Origin of the sequence: Tissierella praeacuta DSM 18095, from assembly GCF_900128955.1 — a bacterium.
GTDB classification, from domain to species: Bacteria; Bacillota; Clostridia; order Tissierellales; family Tissierellaceae; genus Tissierella; species Tissierella praeacuta.
Genome location: NZ_FQTY01000003.1, coordinates 207,801 through 231,995, shown reverse-complemented (window position 1 = coordinate 231,995; position 24,195 = coordinate 207,801). Strand labels below are relative to the sequence as shown.

Genomic DNA, 24,195 nt, shown 5'->3' with positions numbered 1-24,195 from the left:
TTTACAACTTAAAATTATAAATTAAAGTATAGATTCTTCTCTGTGTTCAAAATGATAAATATATTGTCATCTTGAGCATGGTGGAGAGTCTTTTTAATATATAAAAAAGCCCTTATGGAAAATCAAAGATTTGGGCTTTTTACATTATATATTTTTTCTAATAATTTTGTTGCTTCTATTTTATCATAGATGAAATATGATAATACTTTTTTATTTATTTTTCTAAACTCTGCTTTTCCTGGTAATGTAAGCATTTCAAAATCTTCATTATTAATTCCAATAGCTTTTCTACCATAGGACAATGTGTCCATTAAATTAATATCAGTTTTAACATGATTAAAACCTTTTGTAATAACAGTTAATATGTTTTCTGATGCCTTCCCTATAAATGACTGTATAAACCTTTGTTGAGCCTTTATTCTTCCTAAATCTCCATCTATATAACCACCTTTTTTATTATTTCCTTTTCTATATCTCAAGAACTCTATTGAACTTTTACCATCTAATACTTGTTTCCCAGGTGGAATGTCTATATTTAATGGAGGACTTGCTGTAGGATCTTTATATTTCATATGAAAAGGCACCTCTACTTCAACACCATTTAATCCATCAACAATTTTTTCTACTCCTTTGTAATCTAACATAATATAATGATGAATCGGTACTTCATTTAATATATGAGATACAGTTTTTTTAACTCCTTCCACTCCATGCTCTCCATATACACTATTTATTTTCCTTTGCTCTGCTGTATTATATCCTTTTCTATGAATATAAGTATCTCGAGGTATATTTACTAAATTAACCTTTTTAGTATCTGGGCAAAAAGAGGCAAATATAATAGTATCCGTCCTTACATCTTCCATTCCTAATATTACAAAATTTACCCTATTACTCTTTTCTATAGCTTCTTTTAAGTTAGAATACACCTCCGGTTCCTTTGTGTCTGTTTCTAATTTTTTAACTATGGTTTTACTAATATCCATTTTATCCATTAATGGTATATTAATATTGCCTTCAAATTCTATATTCTTTTCTTTTATATAAGAATAAGAACCAATGGATATTGCAATAAAAAAACAGATAAATGATATAATAAAAACCTTAGAAAAAGTTCTCATATGAAGCCACCTTCCTAAGTAAAGTATTTCTAATATATTGTAACCAATTTTATATTTTTTAATTGTAAATGGTATATATTAAATATATATCCTATAAATATGATGATAAATTTAAGACTTATATAAGCATTTTTAAAAAATCTTATTCAAAAAAAGCATAAAAACCTGCTAACAAAATTCAAGATGATTTTTTAAAAAATTCATCTTGATTGTATATATTTAATTTTATCCATAACAAATAAGCCGACCATGATTCGGCTTTTTACATCCTAAGATTCGTATAAGATTCTTTATACTACCCTTTTTATCTCTCCTACTATTTTTGCTTCTATAACTCTAACATAGTAGATTCTTAAAAATTTATTCAGTCCTGCAAATTTACAAACTTTCTTAGCTTTACCTTCTTCTTTTTTAATCATGTAACAGTAAACAGGATTGTCTAGGTCTTTTGCACTCATCATACATTTCATTGCTTGATAGCCAACTTTTCTAAGAATTGCATTACCTCTTTTGGAAATCTTACGTTGGTTGCCTTTGAATCCAACCGATTCATATGGTGGAGCGTCAATTCCAATGTAAGATATGAGACATTTTTTGTTTTTAAATTTACTTAAGTCTCCAAATTCAGCTGTCAATTGTAGTGCTAACTTGTCAAAAATGCCTGAGAATTTTTTTGCTTCTTGAAATTCTTCTAAGGGTTCGGCAAGGTCAACCATTTGTGATAAAATATAATTAAGGCTTTGGTTAATCCGTTTAACCAGCTGAATGCTCTCATAAACGTCCGCTCTAATTATGGGCTATTTAAGTGCTGAGTGGAGATACATTCCTGAGCAACCTTGTAGATAGCTTGTGCCTTTTCGGTATTGGAATGGTATCTCTTTTCTTTTGCCCATTTTCGGTAGTCTTTGATAAATTCTGTTTCAGTTTTTTCTAGTACTAAATCCTTATGCTACCAAATTTCTAAAAAGTCTAGTAGTTTATCTTTTTTAAAGTCTCCTGCTCCATGAGGAATAAGCTTTTTCAGTCCTGGAAACACTTGATCAATCAAATAATCTAGAAAATTTATCTGACTAATCCTTAATTCCATATAATGCTGATAAGATCGATTTAAGTGTCTTAAGGCTTGATAAACTTCAGTATCCAAGGTGTATTCCTCTAAGTTATGCCAGTACATTAGCCCATATCCTGCAATTAATTTAGAGTCAATTTAGTCGTTCTTGGCTTTTCGGAAACTCATAGAGCAAGAGAATTGCTTCATCTCTAGGGGATTAATGACCGCAACAAAAAAGCCTGCTGACTTTAAATAGTATAATACCGGTAAATGATAGCTTCCTGTGACCTCCATAATAATCCGTACTTCGCTAGATAAAGTTTTAAGCTTTGATATAAAGTCATTCATATCTGTTTTTAAATGATTCACATTACAAGGTTTCCAAATAGTCTCATTACCCTCTTTCAAAGCACAAATAGTAGCCTTGTCTTTTGAAATATCAATGCCAATTGAAATCATAATTCCTCCTCCTTGTATTTAAATAATTAAATGAAGTAGATTCTACCTGCACCCATTTTCACTCATTTTAGCTTGTGACACAGAAGTATTATCCCAACCTGCTTAACCGAATGCATATAATGAGCCGGTAGACGACAATTTTTATAACGGGCGTTATAGCCCAAAAAAACATCCTCGACGTTCTACCTTTTCATTATATAAAAAACAGTACAAGAAAGGGTATCTCATTCTTACACTATTTATGGTACTAAAAATAAACCCTCCCAAAATACGAGTAGCCATAAAGACACCTTGTGAACCTACGGGCAGGCAAACTGAATACGCTGAGAATTAGGTCTGACACTTAAGCTTTCAAGTTGTTAGACCTAATTCTTTTTATTTTATTTTTTGTAAGCTTACAATATTCTTAAAGTAATTTAAGGCGGTTTCCCTATATATCAGAGAACTTTGATTTCTGATAAACCGAAAAAATATGGAATTTAGTAAGTCAACAAAATTCTCGGATTTAAGCTATAGAAAAAGTACATACCAATTATCTGATGTTACCCCCTAAATCCGGACACGGATTCAGGGGGTAACATCATTTTCATTTGTGTGCTTTTTCAATGTTTAATTTAACCGATATTATGTTGGGTAACACTCCATCTAACCATTATCCTTAATATTATATGGGTATTCCATGGGCAACTCTCTCAGATATTTGTTCCGGAAAGCCAAGCTGAAACGTTGTAATGCACAAACACTGTAAAAATTATCAGTTGCTTTAGAGATACTATTGAAGAAGTGTTGGAATTTGAGTCAGATTCGTTTATCATAAAACTTGAACAGTCCCAGTGATTGATAAGACTAATCATTAAAAGATACAGACCTGATGTATATCATCAGGTCTGTATCTTTCATAGGGGGATAACTATTTATGTTGTTTCTTGTTTTTCTTCCGCTACTTTTAGCACTTCACCGGGATGAATGACACTGAAAATTGTCTTGCCGTTGATTCTTGCAAGCTCTACCATGCTACAATTATAGTCTTTTGAAATCTTCAAAAAGCTATCCCCTTTTTTTACGGTATAACTTCCGTAGGTTAAGTTATTTGGCGTTGCATCGGTTTCTCCGCTTGCATTAAATGTATATTCTTTTCCGGCAAGCGCCTTTCCATAATTATAGTACATCCACTTACCGCTGTCGTTCTGGGTCCAGCCCTGTGCATTGTCACTGCTGATTACCAGCTCGACGAAGCGCTTTAAGACTGCTGCTGTCTGTGCTCTAGTGGCAGTTCCTTGCGGCTCAAAGAAGTTTCCGCTCTTTCCGGAAAGGATACCTGCCATATGCATCTGTTTTACAGCGTCCTTTGCGAAGCTGCTAATTTTGTCACTGTCTGAAAACTTACTTTCTGCACGAACCTTTGGCACTTCAAAGCCAATCGCTTTTGCGTAGTCTGACATGATGACTGCCATTTGCTCACGGGTAATATTTTCTTCTGGTGCAAATATAGTATTCGAGGTACCTTTCACAATACCATTTTTGCTTGCCCATTCAACATACGGGAAGTAGTAAGCGTCCTTTGCTACATCAGTAAACTGACTGGTCTTGTACTTAGAGGTGGTATCTGCCCCTCCAAGTCTTCCGAGAGCAGTAACAAACATACCACGAGTCATGGCTTTTTCAGGGCTAAATTTGCCGTTTCCTGTTTCTTTCATTAGACCACGAGTAGCTACAAAATCAATGCTTTCCTTTGCCCAATGGCTGCTGATATCCGTAAAGCTTTCTTTCTCCGCTTTATAACCCACTCCATATACAGATAAATGATCGGTTGAGAAGCTTACCAAACAATTTTCTGTATCGTAGACAGAGTTTGGTATTTCCTGCAGCTTGCCGGCAGTATCAACGTAGTAAGCAATGACATTGGAATCTTTTTCTCCCTTGCCCAGTGTGTAAGGAATCGACACAGAAACTCTGCCTTTACCGAACTTGTGAATGTTATTCCCTTTGCTGTCCACAATGCTCAGGTCATACACCGGTCTCTTATTGATGACCTTAGCTGCTTCTTTTGAGAGTTTGTCGTTATCCACAGGCTTTACCAAGATTTTAATATCGCCATGTGTAGCCTCTTGGATCTCTTTCAATGCGTTTTGATTCAGTACTACTACCACATGACCACTGTTTAATTTAAGCTCTCGAACCTGTGATTCCACTGCCTTATCCAATGCTTCTTTTGTCAACTGAAAAGAAATCTGCCTATTGGATTTTGTGTTTGCCTTGATTTCTATATTTATTCCGTTTTGCTCGGTTTTATTCTTTTTCGCAGTATCCAGTGCTTTTTGAACCCTATAATCAAGCTGTTCCTCGGTAATTTTTACAGTCTCTACGTCTTTATTTACCTCCAACTTCGAATCAATATTCCTATTTTTCTTCACTTTCTTTTCTGCTGGTACGGAATAAAAGGAATGGTTTCTCTTAGCAGACGGTTCACTTTGAGTTGCCTGTGTTGATGGCGTAGGTGTATCAGTTTTTGTTTCCGATTTACTACTTCCATCACTACTACCATTGTTACTAGGAGGTGCTTGATTCCCATCTGCCACAGCATTTGGTACATTTGCCGAACCATTGTGAATAGCTACTGTATATTTTTTAGCTTTGTCTGCTTCAAATATTGCGCTTATAATGCGTGTTCTATTGACCGTAAATGCGTAAATAGCTCTATCACTTACGATTTGTCCGTTTTCTTTCCATGCTACAAAATGATATCCGGGATTAGGAGTTGCCATTAATGTTGTTTGATATCCTTCCGGATATTCTCCTATTCCCGTAACCTGCCCATAGGTCGAGTTATTTGCTTCTACCGAAATATTATAACGTCTTTTTACAACTTTATCCTCACGGGTATCTTCAGAATTTGATCCATCTTCGTAATTTATATCCGGCTCACCATCTACCTTGTAGCTATTACGAAGCTCCTCTGCTGTGGGTCTAGTCGATACATTTGCTCTCCATCTGGAAGTGTTGGGGCTATCACCAACTCCGTGAAACAGCTTTCCATCCTTGATATTCTTAATGATATTCTGTGCAACATCTACTTTAGATGCCACAGCTTTGCCCGGCAGAATATTACTGCCTCTAACTGCACTGAAAGCAGAACCCCCTTCAAGATAAGCTATTTTGACATAAAGTTTACCGTTTCCGTTGATAGCATCTCCACCATTGTTGTAGAAACCTTCGCCGCCTATTGCAATGAGTTTACCTTCACCTGTAATCTCACCATCTTTCATGATAATAGCATGTCCACCCTTATTGGTAAGATAGGTACTACCCGCACCGTAGGCTGCGAGTACAGAACCCTTGCTTATATTAATCTTGCCGTTTTTTACAGCAAGAGCAGACTGCCCTTCGCCACTGGTATATGCATTGCCCTCGTCACCACGAATAAATACCTGCCCTTTTACCGTTATGTCACCTTTTACCGTTACCACCGGTGGGTTGGTTTTATACCAAGACTTACCATTTGACAAATAATGTCTGTTTGAGTTTATAGAAGCATTTTCTAAAGTGGCACCATTATTGAGTAGCAGTTGACCAGACAGCGATGCTCCGCTTAGGAACTTTTTGCTATAATCATCGTAGTTCATTGAGAAACTTCCACCGTCATTTACCTCTATGATGCCTTCCACTATGGAATCTCTGAGGTTCAGCTTTCCTCCTTTTTCCACGATTATCCGTACACTGCTCATCACATGCATGTTGACCATTGTCAGACTGCAACCATCTGGAACTACAAGTGTCTGAGTAGTTTTTTCATCTTCTACTGCAAATCCCAGCTTTCCGTATGTTCCATTGATATGAGAGCCGTACCAAGCCTTGATATCCTTAGGCACTGTCACTTTATTGTCGCTGTGATTGAACTGTGTTATTACCCACGGCTCCATATCGTAAATAAATTTCTTATCATGAGGCATGGGCACTAAACCGTCCGTAGTGAGCCTTTCTTCTAACATTTCCTTGCCTGTGTAAATGTTAAAAGGAAGCGATTCACTCTTGACAGTGTTTCCCTTAGAATCTGTCACCACAACATATATACGATACTTCTCAGCTTTTTTTGGTATACCCTTTAGTGTCAGAGAACTGTCATACGGAGAATATACGGCAACCATACCGCTGCCACTTGGTTCTATCTTCGCTTCTGTTTTCTTTCCATCTACCACAACCCCACTGTCCTTAAGAGGAAACCAGTGTGAATCTGTAACTTGTTCACCTTCTGCAACCAAGGCTGCCTGTACCTCTACATCACTGTTTTTATTCATCTGCACGTTTGTAGAAGCACCACCGATGGCATCATAGCCTTCCTGACCTTCTACTGCAGCTTCAAAAGCACCTACCAGTCGAATATGTAATGTCTTTTTCACATTTACATCTTCTGGTTTTGCTCCAAAAATAATTGCAGAATATACTTTTCTTCCACTGCTATCTCTGCTAATCGAAAGTGTCAGTTTTAAGTTTTCGTATCCTTTTGCTTTAATGAGGCACTCGGTGGGAACTTCTTCCTTGACTGCTCTTTCACCAAGCAAAATTTCTCCTTTGGAGGGGTTTAAAAAATAACTGGTGTTGGACCAAACACCTGATGCGCTGCCTGAGCAGTAATATTCAGTCTCCCCTACGGTTACAGCTTCTATTGCTTTAATCCACTTCTCATCAGAAAATCGAATAGCAAAATCACTGTTTCCATTGCTCGCACTCGCACAGCTCATTACTCTATTGGGATGAGGCAATAGTCCGGTTGCAGTTTCCCTTGTAGATCTGTCCGGCACGTTACTTGTTCCTTGGTCTCCGCTGGTTTCCGAAGCCTTAGTATCCTCTGCCGGAGCGGAAGGCTCTGGAACGACACTTCCCGTTTCCTTAATTTTAGCAGTGTGTGTTGTCTTATCCAGCTCTATGGTCATATCATCATAACCTGTTGCTTGAATGACACAAATAGCCGGATTTGCCCCAGAATACCCCTCGCCTATTGCAAGAATTTTATCCTCTATTCTCTTATAATAATGCGTGTTACGGTCTAGTGTTAGCGCATTCCCCAAGAGATATTCTGTACCATTTACATTAATAGATGTTACTGCCTCTACCCAAGCACCGTCAGAAAATATGATGTTAAAATCATTACTGATAACTGTACTGCTTTTTACTATGGTTGGGAGCTTGGCTTTTGCAAAACTGCTAGAAATACCTGCGTCGGAGTCCACCGAACCTGTATGCGGCACTTCACCAGTATGCTCTGTAACACTTCCATTCGATTGAGCTTCCCCCTCCTCATCATCATGCTTCTGCACTGTATTAGATGTGGAATCTGAAGTTTCTGTAACCACTGCATGCTTAGTTCTGTCAAGTTTCAAAACAAGAGTTTCGTACCCTTTTGCCGTTATTCTACAAATAGCTGTGTCGTCACCCTTATATCCTTCACCGACCAAAACATATTTATCTTCTGTATTTTTATAGTACCCGGTTCTTCTGCAAACAGCAGCAGACATTCCTACTTCATTATATTCCTGATCGTTGACAGAGACACCGTTTATGGAATTAATCCAATCCACATCAGATACCGATATTTTGAAATCATTGCCAAAATATGCCTCACACTTCTCCACTGATGGTGGTTTCAGAAGCTCTGAAGTTTCAGATTCCTTGCCTGTCTGCGTTTCCTCTACTGCTTTTTTAATCGTTGCCGTATAAGTATCTTTTGTAAGCTCCAAATATACAGGGGCATAACCTTCTGCCTCAATCTTGCAAGTTGCAGGGTTTTCCCCACTATAACCTTCACCAATCAAAACATATCGTTGATTAGCATTTGCATAATACTTTGTATTGCTATAAACAGAGTACGAGCTATTACCTTTTGTATAAGGTTGATCGTTTACAGTTACGCCTGTAATTGCATTTATCCAATCTCCATTAGAAAATGTAATCATAAAGTCGTAACCGAAATTAGATTTGCAACTTTCAATCTTTATTTCGGCGACATTTGCCGCAAATGCTTGTATCGGCAGTAATGTAACCACTGTTGAAAAAATCATCAACCACGAAAGTAGCTTCCGGGTTAATTTAGTTTTACTAAAATACATAGTTAAACCTCCTTTTAAATTAAAATATATTATTTAACAACTCATATGTGAGTTATTTGCATATAACTGAATATTAAATTATTTTCATAATTAAAGCACGTAAAACATATCTGTTATTTTTCATTTTTTGACAGAACAGAAACATACGTCCCAAAAAAAGCTTCTGATAAAGAAAATGTTGATTGCAAGCCTTCTGTAATGGTAATTTGCCCGCCTTTCGTTATAAAAATCGCTTCAAAATCATCTGAATTTCTCCAAAAATCTTCTGCTTCTTCCAGACCCATGATAAATAGTGATGTAGATAATCCGTCGCAGGCTACGGCATCCTCTCCAACCACCGTGACAGATGCTAAATCACCTTCTATCGGAATTCCCGTATTAGGATTGATAATGTGGCAATACTTCACCCCTCCTTCTTCAAAATACCGTTCATAGCCACCCGATGTTACGACAGCTTTGTCCTTTATCTTTAAGCTACATGCACATCCATCAGAAAATGGATTTCTAAGCCCAACAAGCCAAGGCTCACCATTGATTTTTCCTCCTAGGACTTGTATATTTCCTCCGATGTTCACCAATGCCGATTTTATCCCCTTCGCTTTAAGCATCTGTATGAGTTGTTCCGAAACATATCCTTTTCCTAGACTTCCCAAATCGATTTCCATCTCTTCTGGTAATCTTACTGCACCGCTATCAGCATCGTATTCAATTTTCCTGTAGTTAACATTCTTTACCAACTGTGAAATCGACTGCTCAGATGGTACATGAAAGGAACCCGTAGTAAACCCCCACGCTTTTACGATAGGATAAATAGAGATATCCAAGACACCGTCTGTTCTTTCGCAGAGCTTAAGCGACCGACTTAGCAAATCTCTTGTGTCGCTAGATACCACGTATGATTTTCTATCATTCAATCTGTGAATTTCGCTGTTGATATCCGTAGTAGACAAAATGGACTCCAGCTCATGTATTCGCTCTTCTATCTGCTTTGAGCAATCATTCTCATGATAGATTGTCCAGCTTACAAAAGTATCCATGGCAAAAACAAAACCACTTTGTGCCTCTACATTACCTTTTAATACGCTACACCCTGTTAAGAGCAATACAAGCAGGGTACAGAATATAAACCTTGCTTTCAAAATTCACACCTCCTTGCTCCGACAATTTGCTAATACCATCTCTGGTTAGCCATGACTAACTATAATATAATCCGATTTATATTCCTTGTCAAGTAAAAAATTTAATTATATTTGGTAGAAGCTCTAAAACCCTTATACTATTTGCTACTGTCATTATTGTGACACGAAATCCAGCTGCAGGGTCATAGATAGATTATTTTCCATCTTCGGAAAGTTCAGAAACATCCTCGTTAAAAATAAGCGGTACCATTAACCGAATAACTTCACGAGGGGTAAAGTATTCGTCGTCGGCAGTCTCGTTGTAAATTTCCGAAAAAATGCGAATCAATTCTTCAAAGATATATCCCATCAAATCATTTGGCACATTTTCATGGCTCAGATAAATCTCATCGGCATACTTTGAGATGCCCATATAGAGAAGACCTTCATATGATCGTTCAATCGAAGCATAGATATTAAATGCCTCCATAGTTTCATGCAAATTGGCAGAAAAAGAGGTTAAACTATGTGAAGAAAGAATTTGATATTGGGTCACACGAAAAAATGTTAGGTGCTTGCGGAGTGCTTGAATGGGATTATGAGCTATAACCTGCAATTTAAGATAGCAAAAGGCGGACAGTCGTAACTGTCCGCCTAATATGCCCCATAGATTAGGTAGGTTCACAATTTGTCCTTGTGAATATTCCCCAAAATCGGAAGGGTTTATTTTTAATATTCAAAAAATCCCTTTTTAGTTTTTCTGCCTAATAATCCACCTCTTACCATCTTTCTTAGTAGAGGATGAGCTCTGTATTTTGAATCACCAAATTCTTCATATAAAACATCCATAATAGCTAAACAAACATCAAGACCTATTAAATCTCCTAAAGCTAAAGGTCCCATTGGATGATTTGCACCTAATTTCATAGCCTCATCTATATCTGAAGCTGTAGCCACTCCATCTGCAAAAATGCCTACTGCCTCATTTATCATAGGGATAAGTATTCTATTTACTACAAATCCTGGTGCTTCTTCTACTTCTACTGGAGTTTTGCCCAATCCTTTAGATAATTCAACTATTATATTCTTTGTTTCTTCTGAAGTTGCAATTCCCTTTATAACTTCAACTAATTTCATCATTGGAACTGGATTAAAAAAATGCATTCCTATAACTTTATCAGGTCTAGTAGTCACTTTTGCAATTTCAGTAATAGATAATGATGAAGTATTAGTAGCAAGAATTGCAGTTTCTTTACACAATTTATCTAATTTAGCAAATATCTCTTTCTTTAACTCCATATCTTCAGATATGGCTTCAATAACTAAATCACAATCTTTTAAATCTTCATAGGATGTAGTTATAGAAATATTATTTAATGTATTATCCATAACTTCCTTTGTAATTTTTTCTTTTTCTACAAGTCTGTTTAGCCCTTTTTCTATAGATTTAATACTTCCTCTTGGATTAGCTTCGTCAATTGACCTAACCCACATAGTTACTTTATAATCCTTCTGTGCAAAAATCTGTACTATGCCACAAGCCATTGTACCTCTACCTAATATACCTATATTTTTCATACTGAACTGCACCTCCAAATTATTTTAATTTATAACTAGGTGTACGTTTTTCTAAAAACGCGCCCATTCCTTCCTTTTGGTCTTCTGTTGCAAAGCAAAGTCCAAATAAATCCTTTTCAATAGCCATTCCAGTATCTAAATCCGTTTCCATTCCTCTATTTATAGCAGTTTTAGCGTATCTTACAGCAAGTTGAGCCTTAGAGATAATCTTATTTGCCATCTCAATAGCTACTCCCATTAATTCCTCTCCCGATACTACTTTATTAACTAATCCGATTCTATATGCTTCTTCTGCATTAATTATATCACAAGTAAATATAAGTTCCTTTGCCCTTCCTATTCCTACAAGTCTAGATAATCTTTGAGTCCCAGCAAAACCTGGAGTAATTCCAAGCCCAACTTCAGGTTGTCCAAATTTAGCTTTTTCCGATGCTATTCTAATATCACAAGCCATAGAAAGTTCACAACCTCCACCTAAAGCAAAACCATTTACGGCTGCTATAACTGGTTTCTCCATAAGCTCAAGCTTTCTAAATAGAGATAATCCCTTTTCAGCAAAGACTCTAGCCTCTGTTGTATTCATACCTTTCATTTCCCCTATATCTGCCCCTGCAACAAAAGCTCTGCCTTCTCCTGTCAATATCAATACATAAACTTCTTCATCACTGTTAATCATATCTATAGCATTGTTTAAATCATCTAATACTGCTGAATTTAAAGCGTTTAATGCATCTGGTCTGTTAATAGATAAAATACCAATATTCCCTTCTTTCTTAAATAATAAATTATCCAAACTCAAAACATCATCCCCTTTTGTTAATATTATATCAAATGCTTTGTTGGAAATCAATTCCTATTCCAATATATTATACCATATAAATATACTGAATAAGCAAAGGCTTATTCAGTATATTTATTTAATAACATCCATTAATACTATGGCAAAGTCATCCTGTTGTTCACCCCAGCTATGGGTTATAATATTGTTATTTATCTCATTTAAAATATTTTCTTTATGATTTTCTATAATCTCCATTACACTTTCTATACCAAATTCCCGTCCTGATTTATCCTTAGCTTCCGTAATGCCATCAGTATAAAATAAAATTTTATCTCCCTTACTCAATTTAATGCTTTTTTCTTCATAAAATATTTCTTTAAATAACAAAGTCATAGGATATCCCTTTATCTCTAGTGTTTCCATTTTATTTTTATTATATCTAATAGGAATACAATTATGTCCTGCATTAGAATATCTAAATTCATAGGTTATCTTATTAAAAACTCCATAAAATATTGTAAAATACTTGTCTACTTCTAGATTTAATGTACTGAACCTTCGATATAATTCTGATAATGTAACTGATGGACTTAATATATCATCTTTTATAGATCTCATAGTCTGTCTAATAAACATAGTCATCATAGCAGCTGCCACACCATGACCTGAAACATCTGAAATATATATACCTATGTTTTCATCATCAATATGAAAAACATCAAACATATCCCCACTTAACATTTCAGAAGGTCTATAAATATAATCAATTGAAATATTGTCTAATATCTCCTTATTTGGTAAAATCTTTTCTTGAATTCTTTTAGCAAATCCAAGATCCTTGCTCATCTTCTTATTCTTCTCAATCAACTCTAATTCTAGTTTTCTTTCCCTAGTTACATCTCTAAACACTTCCACTGCTGCAAAAACTTTTCCTTCTGAATTAGTAACAGGTGAAGATTTTACTGAAAAGTATCTTCCATTAATTTTTTCTTCCTTTTGTACAATCTCTCCAGTATTTATACTTCTTTCCGTAATGCAGAAACTACATGGCATCTTTTTACCATGGGCTCTATAACATTTCATACCTACTAAATCCTTACCCAAAGCTTCCTTCATTGTTTTATTTGCATATATAATAGTCCCATCTTTATCTACAACACGAACCCAATCCGCCATACCTTCTAGTACGTGGTAGTTTAGCATACCATATTCTTCTATTTTTTTCTCTACATAATTTAAATTTTCTTTTCCTAGCATGCTTATCACCCATATATAATATTTAATATCCTTAAGTATCTTGTAACGTAATTCTTGTCCCTATTTTATCCTATTTAATAAACAAATTCTATATATTTTTACAATTTAATACTTTAGTACCTAACAGGCACTTCTTTTTCCTCTGAATATCTTGCCATGGAATATAGGGCATCAGATAATCTATTTACATATTTTATAACCAAAGGATCTATATCTGCAACTTTAGATAAAGTAATTATTCTTCTCTCCGCTCTCCTGCATACTGTCCTGGCAACATGAAGATGAGCAGATTTCTTTCCAGAACCTGGTACAATAAAACCAGTAGGGTTATTTAATCTACCCATATATAAATCAATAATCTTTTCTAAATAATCTATATCTTCCTCTACTATATGATGCTTTACCTTCGTACTATCTTCTGTGGCTAAATTTGTAGCAACTGTAAAAAGTTTATTCTGTATATTTTGAATTAAATCATACATTTCTTCATCATCAACATAATTCTTAGCTAAACCCATAAATGTACCTAGTTCATCAACAGTTCCATAGCTCTCTACCCTTATATCATCCTTTGATACTCTCTTATTATCAAAAAGACTGGTTGTTCCCTTATCCCCTGTCTTAGTATAAATAGTCACAATATCCCCTCCCATTTAATCAATTTTCAATTAACAATTTAATACCATTAATCTATTAATATTTTAATTGTCTTTTGTTAATTGTTCTTTATTAATTGTCATAGGTTTTGGTCCATAGTATTGATAGTAATCTACTTTAATTCTTCCATTATACAATTTTCTTTTCCTATCTGCTTTCTTACCATAATCTCTCTCAAAATTTTCATTGGAAGTTATTACATAGACTGACCAAGTATCAAGTTCTTTAAACTTTAAACCTAAATCCTTATGGAGTCTTTCAACCTCTCTTCTTTCACTTATACGTTCACCATAAGGCGGATTTGTAATAACTACACCATATTCATTTTTTAGCTCTGCATCCCTAAAGTCTTTAATAAAGAAAGCTATATCATCTTCTAATCCAAAGTTAGCCGCATTATCCCTTGCACGAAGAATTGCCTTTCTATCTATATCACATCCCAATATGTGTAGCTTTGTTTCATTATCTATAGCTTTAAATGCTTCTTTTTTAGCCTCTTGCCAATACTCTTTTTTTACTCTAGGCCATTTTTCTGCTGCAAAGTTTCGATCAAGGCCAGGAGCCATATTCCTCCCTATCATAGCTGCCTCTATAGGAATAGTTCCAGAACCACAAAATGGATCAAATAAAACTCTATCCTTATTCCAATAACTAAGTAATATCATTGCAGCCGCAAGAGTTTCTTTTATAGGTGCATCTCCTTGCCTTTCTCTATATCCTCTTTTATGAAGTCCATCTCCTGAAGTATCTATCGTCAAAGTTGCTATATCTTTTAATAGCGATACCTCTATAGTATATTTAGCTCCTGTTTTTTCAAACCATTCTACATTATATTTAGTCTTTAACCTTTCCACTACTGCCTTTTCTACTATTCTCTGGCAATCAGATATACTAAATAATTTAGAATCTATACTTTTACCTTCAACTACAAAATTTCCGTCTTCTGTAATCCAATCTTCCCAAGGAAGTTCCTTTGTTTTTTCAAATAATTCTTCAAAGGTTAAAGCCTTAAACTCACCCATCCTTAAAAGTACCCTATCTGCAGTCCTGAGCCATAAATTAGTTCTTGGTATATCCCTCTCCGTTCCAGTAAATATAACTTTCCCATTTTCTACCTTTAAATCATTATATCCTAAGTTCATTAATTCTCTCTTAACTACAGCCTCTAAGCCAAAAGTCGCAGTGGCTACTAACTCAATGTTTCCCATATTATCTCTCCTTAAAAAATGTATAATTATATTATACTCTATATCTTAAATATTTAGTTAATAATATTGATTATTTTTTTCTTTATTTGGGTATAACAGTTATTGAATGTTAAATAATAATTATTATGGAGGGGTTTATATATGAAAAGCATAGGTAATCTATATCAAAGTGGAGATTGGAAAGGTGAAAAACATGTTCCAGTAATTCATGCACCTGAAACAGTTAAAAAAGATAATTTAGTAGATGTAAAAGTTCTTGTTGGAGAAGAAATAGCACATCCAAATACATTTGAACATTATATTTCATGGATAAAAGTATATTTCCAACCTGAAGGACATAAATTCCCAATTGAAATTGGCTCATTTGACTTTACTTCTCATGGAGAAAGTGGATTATTTACTGAGCCAAATGTATCCATTAGATTTAAGGCTGAAAAATCAGGTACAATATATGCAACATCCTATTGTAATATTCATGGATTATGGGAAAATAGTGTAGAACTTAAAGTAGAAGAATAGAAGGACTCTTGACAACATTTTTATATTAGTATATTATAAAATGTAATTATATAATTAACTATGAAGGATAAAAGTAACTAGGTAAAGGTAAATCCACAGAGAATAGACTATTGGTGAGAAGTCTATATCCTTAGCTTAGTGAATTACAGTTCTGGAGTTTCAATTTAATTATTGCGTTTCCCACACGTTACGTGGATGAGGCTTTATGCGAATTAAGGTGGTACCACGGGTTTCCTCTCGTCCTTTAGATGAGATGAGGCCCTTTTTTTATGACCTACCATAAGGAACAATAGGTTTTAATGAACAAATTTGAGTTGCAAAACTACGTAATATAGCAATAAAAAAACAGGAGGAATATTATGCAAAATGTATTCGATGCTTTAATGGAAAGAGGATATATCAAGCAAACTACCCATGAAGAAGAAATAAGGGAATTGTTAGGTAAAGAAAATGTGACTTTTTATATAGGGTTTGACCCTACTGCTGACAGTTTACACGTAGGTCACTTTATTGCCATGATGTTCATGGCTCATATGCAAAGAGCTGGCCATAGACCAATCGCCTTAGTTGGTGGTGGTACTGCAATGATTGGTGACCCTTCTGGTAGAACTGATATGAGAAAAATGCTTACTAAAGAGGATATTGCTCATAACGTAAATAGCATTAAAAAACAACTAAGTAAATTAATCGACTTTAGTGAAGGTAAAGCTATTTTAGTTGATAATGCAGATTGGTTACTTGACTTAAATTATGTTGACTTTTTAAGAGAAGTAGGTTCTCATTTTTCAGTAAATAGAATGTTAACTGCAGAATGTTTTAAACAAAGATTAGAAAAAGGACTATCTTTTTTGGAATTTAACTATATGCTAATGCAAGGGTATGATTTCTATGTATTAAATGAAAAATATAATTGTAAAATGCAATTAGGCGGGGATGACCAATGGTCAAATATGATTGCTGGTATGGACTTAGTAAGAAGAAAATCCAGCAAACAGGTATATGCTATGACTTGCACCTTACTCACTAATAGTGAAGGAGATAAGATGGGTAAAACAGCAAAGGGGGCTCTTTGGTTAGACCCTGAAAAAACATCTCCCTATGAATTTTATCAATACTGGAGAAATGTTGATGATGCAGATGTTGATAAATGTTTAAGACTACTAACATTTGTTCCAATGGATGAAGTAAGAAAACTAAATGCTTTAGAGGGAGCAGAAATCAATAAAGCCAAAGAAATATTAGCCTTTGAAGTAACAAAGCTAATTCATGGAGAAGAAGAAGCTAACAAAGCCCAACAGGCAGCTAAAGCATTATTCTCTGGTGGTATAGATGAAGGTTCAATTCCTTTTACTGAAATGGATAAAACTGTATTTGAAAAGGGCATTGGAATTCTTGACTTATTAAAGGATATAAACCTTACTAAATCAAATAGTGAAGGAAGAAGACTTGTAGAACAAGGTGGTATCACGATTGACGATATAAAAGTAGAGTCAATAGATAAACAAGTTACTTTAGATGACTTCAAAGATGGAAAAATAATGATTAGAAAAGGTAAAAAAGTATATCATCAAGTAAGAATTTAAAATTAAAATAACTTCACTTTTTGGTGCCTGGCACCAAAAAGTGAAGTTATTTATCTAAATATAATTTTTCCATTTTCTGTAGATTGTACAATTGCTAAAGATTCAAGTTTTATTCCTCTACTCCTTAGACTGTCACCACCTTTTTGAAATCCCTTTTCTATAGCAATACCTAGTCCAACTAAATTGCAGTTAGCCCTATTTATTATATCTATCAATCCTTCAGCAGCCTTTCCATTAGCAAGGAAATCATCTATTATCAATATATTTTCCCCTTCATTTAGGTATCGCTTTGATACTCTTATAGTATAAGTTTTGTCCTTTGTATAGGAGTATACTGTACTTTCATATGTATCATTATCTAGATTTTTTGATTCTGTTTTCTTTGCAAATACTACTGGGACATTAAAATGTTGAGCTGCAATAACTGCAATAGCTATACCTGACGCTTCTATCGTAAGAATTTTATCTACTTTATCAGATACAAATCTAGCTTTAAATTCTTTTCCTATTTCATTTAACAATTCTATATCTATTTGATGGTTTAAAAAACTATCTACTTTTATAACATTTCCTTCTTTAAGAGTTCCATCTTTAACTATTCTTTGTTTTAGCAATTCCATTTCTTCACCTCAATGATTATTTTATACTATACTATAATAATTAAAGAATTTATTCAAGAATTTAATATTTATATAAGCTAAATAGTTTAACCCTTATTAAATTTTTTTCAATTCACATAACCAAGATATACTTTCTTTCATCATATTTGTAGTTACATAATGATTTAAGTTAGGATATTCAACTAACTTAATATTTTCCTTGTTTTTATACAAAGGCTGAAGCTTTTGTACAAATAATCTTTGGCTATCTATGGACACTACACTATCACTATCTCCATGAAGTATAAGAACAGGTCTGTTCTTAAATAATTCCAAATTGTTATAAGGATCTAATTTCACTATCTTTTCCTCAATTTCTTTTAAGTCCTCAGTCATTTTAATTCCTAAATATTTTTTAAATATTTCATTAGAGTTTTTCCATGCACAAGAACCATTTAAAACAACTAAGGATTTCATCATAGGATTATGTGTAAATATTCCTGCAGCAGTAAACCCTCCCATAGAATGTCCAGTTAGAAAAATATTATCTGGATCTCCTTCATATTTCTTAATAATTTCTTCTATCAATAAATTAGACTCTTCCAGATTCTTTAATATTGTCTCCCAAAAATATTTACCACTAGCAGTTACATAATCTATAGAACCTCTCTCTCCATGATAGATTCCATCTGGTATTAATACTTGAAAGCCTACTGTTGAAAATATTAATCCTCTAATCCTTTGAGATTCCTTACTTGAACCCCAGCCATGGTAAAATATAATAGTTGGTATAGTTCCTTCTACATCTTTTGGTCTAAATAAAATGGCAGGAATATTTTCTATATATATCTTTTCTTCAACTATATAATTAGAATATAAATAATCTTTCATTTAATCCTGAACTCAAACCTAATACAAATAAGATTATAGCGTTACAGGATTTTCACCTACCTTTCCTTTTATAGTTTTTTATATATATTTATTTCTTTGAAATCTTTGCTTTAACAAAATATCCAATAGCAAAACCTACTAATAAAATTACAATAGTTGGAACAATCAAAGCTTTAATTGGATTTCCCGTAAGATATAAAGCCGTAGGGCCATCAGCACCACCTATTATGGCTATAGAATGCTCCTTTTTCGTATTATTTATAGAATCAGAAGAGATTTCTTCTGATTCTTGAATATTTCCATCGAAAATAATAGTTTTATCTTCACCGGCATAAACAATTTCTTTATCTCCATCAAAGAAAAATTCATTAATTTCTCCATCACTATTAACAAAAGTTTTGATAGCAGCAGCTTCCATTTTGCAGCTCATACTTGCATATTTCGGTAAAACCACTGATAAATTTTTATAATCAAAACTATCAACCTTATATGCTCCCCAAGCGATTTCAAAACCTTTTCTCGATTTTAAAACTGACATAAGTACATAATCCCCTACAGAAGGATTACCTTCATTGTCATTCTCATCATAGAAAAACGTATATCTAAATGATGATATAATACTTGCTTCACTAAGATTTAACTGCTTTCTAACAGCATAATCATTTAAATTCTTATTACTAATTATATTTTTTTCTACAGAAACTTTTATATCATTTTCATCTATACTGATTATTTCTCCAACTATTAATGCATCATGATCATTATGCATTAAACGATAAAGCCCATCAGCGGCATAAACATTATTATTTAATATTAATACAAAGATAAAAATTAAGGCTATACAATGTTTTTTAATAATATCCATTTATAACACCTTCCTTTATATTTTTATAATATTTCCACCTAGCATCTTTGCTGTTTCTGGATCACAAGTTGTAAAAATAACTTGGTATTCTTTAGCAAAGTCATTTATTAGTTTTATAGATTGATCCTTTCTCTTAGGATCTAAATCTACTAAACAATCATCTAATATTACATATCCAGTCTTTCCCTTAAAAATATGCTTTAGTAGTGAAAACCTTAGGGCTAATGTAACACTATCATAAGTCCCAGCTGATAACAGTTCCACAGGAATCTCACCATTTAAGTTTTGAAGCTTTATATTAAACTCTTCATCTATGTCCCCAGTTTTATATTTACCATCTGTAATAATTTCCAGCAATCTTGCAAATTCATAGGCTAATGGTTCCATAGGATTGCTTGATAGTTCTTCTTTTGTTTTTAAAAATACCTTTTGAATTTCTAAGAGTTTTTCTCCTCTTTGAATATTCCTTTTAAATATAGACTCAGAATGTAAATATTCTTCTCTTAGTTCTTCAAAAGATGTATCCAAGAGATTATTTTTAGCTTCATAATAATAGGATTTTAACTTGTCCAAATCACCTTGAGCACTATTTAATTCTTCTCTAATTAAAATTAAATTGATTTTAAATTCGTCTGCTGTAGTAAATTCTTCTGGTAATGGTTTTAATTTTTCTAGTTTTGACCTTTTATCTTTAAGTATAGTTTTTTTATCTATAACTAAATCAAATAAATTATCATGGTCAGTATATTTCTCCTTCCACTGAACTATTAGATCTGTTTTGTTTTTTTTATTTGCTAAAATATCTAATTCTTCCTCATTGATTTCAGTTAATTCTTTATGGATTTCATCTAAATCTCTAAAGACTTTAATATTCTCTAATTCTTTCAATTCTTCCTCTAATTCTTCCTTAGTATCCTTATCTAATATGAATTCCAATTGTTTGTTTAAAGATATCTTTTCATTCTCTAGTCTTTTAATTTTTTGGAGATTAAGTTTACCAGTTTCTATAGTATCAATCTTGAGAATGTGTAATAATTGATTATATTCTTTCTTAGATGATTTATATTTATCATTCAATTCTTGAAAATCTAAATCTCCTGTTTTAATTTCCATTTCAAGTTCATTATCATAACTTATATTTATTACACCATTGGCTTCAAATGGATTACCTAAATCAAGTACTTCTCGCTCCCTAAAATCTCTTGATATATATAAGGGCTTATCCGATGATTTTTTTAATATTCCTATCATTTTACCAGCCTTCATAGTGGTATCTAATGTTAATAACTCAGTCTGAATCTTAGATAATTTGTCTATATCATCACTGCTTATTATGGGTATTGTAGATAATTCATTTATAATGTAATTTATCTTCTCTTGAATTTCTTCTATATTTTTTAGTTTCCTTTCTAGGACTTCCCTCTTCTTTGATTTCTCTAAATCATCCTTCTCTTTATTTAATTTTTTTCTTTTTTCCTTTAACACAAGAATTTTTTCATCCAGTTGTTCTAATAATTGCTCAGTTTTAGGCCATTCTCTATTGGCTTCCGAGAAATCTTCTAAATCTTTATTGATAGAAGATATTTCCGCATCTAAAATCATCCTATTATTTACATCATCTTCAATCTTTTCTAATCCAAGCTTTTTTTCAGATAGTAATTTTATCTTATTCTCTAATTCCTTAATTTTATTACATATATCTTCAAACTCTTTTTCTGATTCATCTGCTCTTTCCATAAGCAATTTTAAATTCTCTTTATTGTAATAACTTTCTAATATTTTTCCTAATCCAGTTTTATATGGGTTATTAACTCCTCTATTATTTTCTGGATAGTTTTTCTCTCTATTCCATCTCTTATATAAACTATCTATTTCATCTTCTATATTCTTCTGTATAGTATCAATGGATATACCGTCTAATTCCATCATAGTTCTTCTTAATAAATCATTAATCTCATTAGTTATTTCCCTATTATTAATTATATTAAACAAAGCCCTCTTCAAATCTCTTTGCTTCGCAAATACAATATTGCTATATGTGCTTTCTCCATGGGTTAAGATTTTAGACAATTCTTCTTTAATGTCATTTTCATTTTTTATAATAGTTCCATTTGGAGTTAATAAATGTATATTTTCAGTATTTCCCCATTCTTTATAGATTTCATATTCTCCATTGTCATATTCTATAACAACTTTGCCATTGATAAAATCACCATTTGGCTGTGGCATAAACTTAAATAAAAACTCTTTATCTAGATTATTATTTCTTTTAAGTTTTATATCCTTAAATAAAGTAGAATGAATCCCTTCAATAATAGTACTCTTTCCTGATTCGTTTGGCCCTAATATTACATTAACTCCCCTATCAAACCCCAGACTAATATCCTTTAACCCAGCAAATCTCGTACTCTCGTAGGATTTAATATACATTTTACCTCCTCCTCAATAAATCATATGCAATCTGCAATGCTTCATCATCATAAGTCAAACCATTTAAAAATTCATAGGGAAAAGAGCCCTTTGTAAATTCTCTTTCTATAGTAGTTTTATTTATCCTAACCCTTAAATGGGAATCGTCAACTATTAAGTGAAATATTTTAGATTCTAAATTTCTGTAAAAATCATTTAAATTTTCATAGGCTTCATTGGATATACTGCCTTTAAGACATAGACGAATGATTTTCTTATTCGGTTCATCCTTTAAAGCCCATAATTCTATAGAGTCTAAATCTTCATCAGAATTTACTTCAAATTCTTGATCGAAAAATCTATATTCTCCTGTAGGTATTTTCTCACCAACTATTTTTCCATCATTTATATTTATAAACCAAGCATTACCCTTATCCTTATAATCCAATCCATCTGGCTCCGGTGTACCTGCATTAAATATTTTATTATCCAATATTTTATCTTTAAATGGATACATAAGATGAGTATGCCCTAGCAGCCATAAGTTTGTGGGTATAGAACTTAACTCATTTATCCCCATATAATAATAATTCCCCTCAATATCAGGAGAAAGTCCTTCTAATGCCCCATGGGCAACTCCTATATGATATTTACCTGTTTGTGATAATCCTTCCTCCTTAATCCAACCTAAGCTATTCTCACTTGAATGTTTGCTATGGCAAGGAGCTGGATATATAACTACGTCTAAATCATAATTATTTAAAAAATAATACTTCTTTTCATTTAATAAAACTATTTTTTCACTTGGTATTTTAGTAAACTCCCTCCATAAATCTGTCATACCATTATCATAATCATGGTTTCCAGGTAAGACTAATACACATGCTCCATTAAACTTGTCCAAAATCTTTACAGTTCTATGTATATCTCTTTTAGCTACTTGTATTGTATTAAATAAATCTCCCGCAATAACAAATAAGTCTGCATTTAATTCATTTGATTTTATTATCATATTTTCTAAAGTCAAAAATCTGACCTCACATAATTTTTCTTTTATTTCATCTGCATAATTATTGAATTTCATTCCCAAGTGAATGTCCCCTGTGTGAAAAATCTTAAGTTCCATAATATCCCCCCATTTTTTAGAAGAAATTTATATTAATTAACAGCTACCATAATATCTTCCATTTCTATTATATAACTATATATTATAATAATGAAGTGGAAAACCAAATATCCTAAATTATATATTGTTGATACTACTTTCCCTAAGATATATAATAGTCTTGAAAGGAGTGTTTTTTATGATTACTATTAGCTGTAATGAAATGAAGGCTATGGACTCCTATGCCATAGAAAATATTTGTATTCCCAGTATAGTTCTTATGGAAAATGCTGCAATAAAGGTAGTCAATAATATAGATTTAGATAAAACAACAAATTTCACTGTAATATGTGGAGTTGGTAATAATGGTGGAGATGGTTTAGCCATAGCTCGTCATCTTATATTAAATGAAAAGAAAGTAGATATATTTATTATTGGTAATTTGGATAAAGGAACTAAAGATTTTAATATTAATTTAAATATACTTAAAAATATGGAAATAAAATTTATTAATATTAATAATAGTGAAATGGAACTTGAAACTCTCAAGAAATCTTTATTAAAAAACGACTTAACTATAGATTCCATATTTGGAATTGGACTTACCAGAGAAGTAAGTGGAATATTTAAAGAAGTAATTTCTTTTATTAACAATTATTCCAGCAACATTCTTTCAGTAGATATTCCTTCTGGATTAGATGGAGATAATGGAAATGTTCTTGGCATATCTGTTAAAGCAAATAAGACTGTTACCTTTCATTTAATGAAGAAAGGATTATTAAAAGGAAAAGATTATGCTGGTGAAATAATAGTGGAACCTATTGGGATTCCTGAAAAGGCTACTATATCCATATTGAAAAGAGAACAATAATTACAATATCCTTTTTAAT

Annotated in this window: 18 protein-coding genes, 1 pseudogene and 1 other annotated feature; of the genes and pseudogenes, 3 read left to right on the top strand and 16 right to left on the bottom strand. The window is 32.9% G+C overall.

What is annotated here, in order from left to right; genetic code table 11:
• Nucleotides 1-122: 122 nt before the first annotated feature.
• The 11 genes and pseudogenes from BUB33_RS05765 to BUB33_RS05715 form a co-directional block, all read right to left on the bottom strand.
• On the bottom strand, nt 123-1,121 hold the full coding sequence (locus BUB33_RS05765) for an LCP family protein (RefSeq protein ID WP_072974199.1): 999 nt from the start codon (nt 1,119-1,121) through the stop codon (nt 123-125).
• A gap of 290 nt (nt 1,122-1,411) precedes the next feature.
• Nucleotides 1,412-1,837, bottom strand: a complete 426-nt coding sequence (locus tag BUB33_RS16565) for a transposase (RefSeq protein WP_072974197.1) — start codon at nt 1,835-1,837, stop codon at nt 1,412-1,414.
• A 233-nt stretch (nt 1,838-2,070) separates the two neighbouring features.
• A pseudogene (locus BUB33_RS16560) lies at nt 2,071-2,631 on the bottom strand (IS110 family transposase).
• 914 nt (nt 2,632-3,545) lie between these two features.
• A complete protein-coding gene (locus tag BUB33_RS05750) occupies nt 3,546-8,735 on the bottom strand; it encodes an S-layer homology domain-containing protein (RefSeq protein WP_072974195.1) in 5,190 nt (1,729 codons plus the stop codon).
• A 113-nt stretch (nt 8,736-8,848) separates the two neighbouring features.
• On the bottom strand, nt 8,849-9,874 hold the full coding sequence (locus tag BUB33_RS05745; RefSeq protein WP_072974193.1) for an FAD:protein FMN transferase: 1,026 nt from the start codon (nt 9,872-9,874) through the stop codon (nt 8,849-8,851).
• 193 nt (nt 9,875-10,067) lie between these two features.
• The gene (locus tag BUB33_RS16315) at nt 10,068-10,469 is read right to left on the bottom strand and encodes an N-6 DNA methylase (RefSeq protein ID WP_234949988.1); all 402 of its coding nucleotides are present in this window, start codon (nt 10,467-10,469) and stop codon (nt 10,068-10,070) included.
• A gap of 113 nt (nt 10,470-10,582) precedes the next feature.
• Complete coding sequence (locus tag BUB33_RS05735; protein ID WP_072974188.1) at nt 10,583-11,431, bottom strand: 3-hydroxybutyryl-CoA dehydrogenase; 849 nt, start codon at nt 11,429-11,431, stop codon at nt 10,583-10,585.
• A 19-nt stretch (nt 11,432-11,450) separates the two neighbouring features.
• Nucleotides 11,451-12,230 (bottom strand): short-chain-enoyl-CoA hydratase, encoded by a 780-nt coding sequence (locus tag BUB33_RS05730; protein ID WP_072974185.1) that lies wholly within the window; start codon nt 12,228-12,230, stop codon nt 11,451-11,453.
• 114 nt (nt 12,231-12,344) lie between these two features.
• Nucleotides 12,345-13,469, bottom strand: a complete 1,125-nt coding sequence (locus BUB33_RS05725) for a SpoIIE family protein phosphatase (RefSeq protein WP_072974183.1) — start codon at nt 13,467-13,469, stop codon at nt 12,345-12,347.
• A gap of 113 nt (nt 13,470-13,582) precedes the next feature.
• Complete coding sequence (locus BUB33_RS05720; protein ID WP_072974180.1) at nt 13,583-14,107, bottom strand: cob(I)yrinic acid a,c-diamide adenosyltransferase; 525 nt, start codon at nt 14,105-14,107, stop codon at nt 13,583-13,585.
• 63 nt (nt 14,108-14,170) lie between these two features.
• A complete protein-coding gene (locus BUB33_RS05715; RefSeq protein ID WP_072974178.1) occupies nt 14,171-15,334 on the bottom strand; it encodes a THUMP domain-containing class I SAM-dependent RNA methyltransferase in 1,164 nt (387 codons plus the stop codon).
• 141 nt (nt 15,335-15,475) lie between these two features.
• Between BUB33_RS05715 and BUB33_RS05710 the strand changes: the two genes are divergently transcribed.
• Nucleotides 15,476-15,853, top strand: a complete 378-nt coding sequence (locus BUB33_RS05710; protein WP_072974176.1) for a class II SORL domain-containing protein — start codon at nt 15,476-15,478, stop codon at nt 15,851-15,853.
• A gap of 51 nt (nt 15,854-15,904) precedes the next feature.
• Nucleotides 15,905-16,101: a binding site (T-box leader), on the top strand.
• A 111-nt stretch (nt 16,102-16,212) separates the two neighbouring features.
• The gene (gene tyrS, locus BUB33_RS05705; RefSeq protein ID WP_072974173.1) at nt 16,213-17,436 is read left to right on the top strand and encodes a tyrosine--tRNA ligase; all 1,224 of its coding nucleotides are present in this window, start codon (nt 16,213-16,215) and stop codon (nt 17,434-17,436) included.
• Nucleotides 17,437-17,486: 50 nt separating this feature from the next.
• Here tyrS and BUB33_RS05700 read toward each other — a convergent pair whose 3' ends face one another.
• The 5 genes from BUB33_RS05700 to BUB33_RS05680 all read right to left on the bottom strand — a co-directional run bounded on the left by BUB33_RS05700 (nt 17,487) and on the right by BUB33_RS05680 (nt 23,326).
• Entirely contained in the window at nt 17,487-18,056 is a 570-nt protein-coding gene (locus BUB33_RS05700) for a xanthine phosphoribosyltransferase (protein WP_072974171.1), read from the bottom strand.
• Between the two features lie 96 nt (nt 18,057-18,152).
• Nucleotides 18,153-18,926: an alpha/beta hydrolase family protein gene (locus BUB33_RS05695; protein ID WP_072974169.1), complete on the bottom strand. Its 774-nt coding sequence runs from the start codon at nt 18,924-18,926 to the stop codon at nt 18,153-18,155.
• A gap of 88 nt (nt 18,927-19,014) precedes the next feature.
• A complete protein-coding gene (locus BUB33_RS05690) occupies nt 19,015-19,791 on the bottom strand; it encodes a hypothetical protein (RefSeq protein ID WP_072974167.1) in 777 nt (258 codons plus the stop codon).
• 15 nt (nt 19,792-19,806) lie between these two features.
• Nucleotides 19,807-22,221: an ATP-binding protein gene (locus BUB33_RS05685; RefSeq protein ID WP_072974165.1), complete on the bottom strand. Its 2,415-nt coding sequence runs from the start codon at nt 22,219-22,221 to the stop codon at nt 19,807-19,809.
• 1 nt (nt 22,222) lies between these two features.
• Nucleotides 22,223-23,326, bottom strand: a complete 1,104-nt coding sequence (locus BUB33_RS05680; RefSeq protein WP_072974163.1) for a metallophosphoesterase family protein — start codon at nt 23,324-23,326, stop codon at nt 22,223-22,225.
• 178 nt (nt 23,327-23,504) lie between these two features.
• Between BUB33_RS05680 and BUB33_RS05675 the strand changes: the two genes are divergently transcribed.
• A complete protein-coding gene (locus BUB33_RS05675) occupies nt 23,505-24,176 on the top strand; it encodes an NAD(P)H-hydrate epimerase (protein WP_072974161.1) in 672 nt (223 codons plus the stop codon).
• Nucleotides 24,177-24,195: the final 19 nt, after the last annotated feature.

Bases quoted from the DNA above. Each gene is read 5' to 3' on its own strand.
- BUB33_RS05710 (WP_072974176.1), top strand. From the start codon at position 15,476: ATGAAAAGCATAGGTAATCTATATCAAAGTGGAGATTGGAAAGGTGAA.
- BUB33_RS05765 (WP_072974199.1), bottom strand. From the start codon at position 1,121: ATGAGAACTTTTTCTAAGGTTTTTATTATATCATTTATCTGTTTTTTT.
- BUB33_RS05680 (WP_072974163.1), bottom strand. From the start codon at position 23,326: ATGGAACTTAAGATTTTTCACACAGGGGACATTCACTTGGGAATGAAA.
- tyrS (WP_072974173.1), top strand. From the start codon at position 16,213: ATGCAAAATGTATTCGATGCTTTAATGGAAAGAGGATATATCAAGCAA.
- BUB33_RS05750 (WP_072974195.1), bottom strand. From the start codon at position 8,735: ATGTATTTTAGTAAAACTAAATTAACCCGGAAGCTACTTTCGTGGTTG.
- BUB33_RS05735 (WP_072974188.1), bottom strand. From the start codon at position 11,431: ATGAAAAATATAGGTATATTAGGTAGAGGTACAATGGCTTGTGGCATA.
- BUB33_RS05690 (WP_072974167.1), bottom strand. From the start codon at position 19,791: ATGGATATTATTAAAAAACATTGTATAGCCTTAATTTTTATCTTTGTA.
- BUB33_RS05685 (WP_072974165.1), bottom strand. From the start codon at position 22,221: ATGTATATTAAATCCTACGAGAGTACGAGATTTGCTGGGTTAAAGGAT.
- BUB33_RS05695 (WP_072974169.1), bottom strand. From the start codon at position 18,926: ATGAAAGATTATTTATATTCTAATTATATAGTTGAAGAAAAGATATAT.
- BUB33_RS05675 (WP_072974161.1), top strand. From the start codon at position 23,505: ATGATTACTATTAGCTGTAATGAAATGAAGGCTATGGACTCCTATGCC.
- BUB33_RS05725 (WP_072974183.1), bottom strand. From the start codon at position 13,469: ATGCTAGGAAAAGAAAATTTAAATTATGTAGAGAAAAAAATAGAAGAA.
- BUB33_RS05715 (WP_072974178.1), bottom strand. From the start codon at position 15,334: ATGGGAAACATTGAGTTAGTAGCCACTGCGACTTTTGGCTTAGAGGCT.
- BUB33_RS16565 (WP_072974197.1), bottom strand. From the start codon at position 1,837: ATGGTTGACCTTGCCGAACCCTTAGAAGAATTTCAAGAAGCAAAAAAA.
- BUB33_RS05700 (WP_072974171.1), bottom strand. From the start codon at position 18,056: ATGGAATTGCTAAAACAAAGAATAGTTAAAGATGGAACTCTTAAAGAA.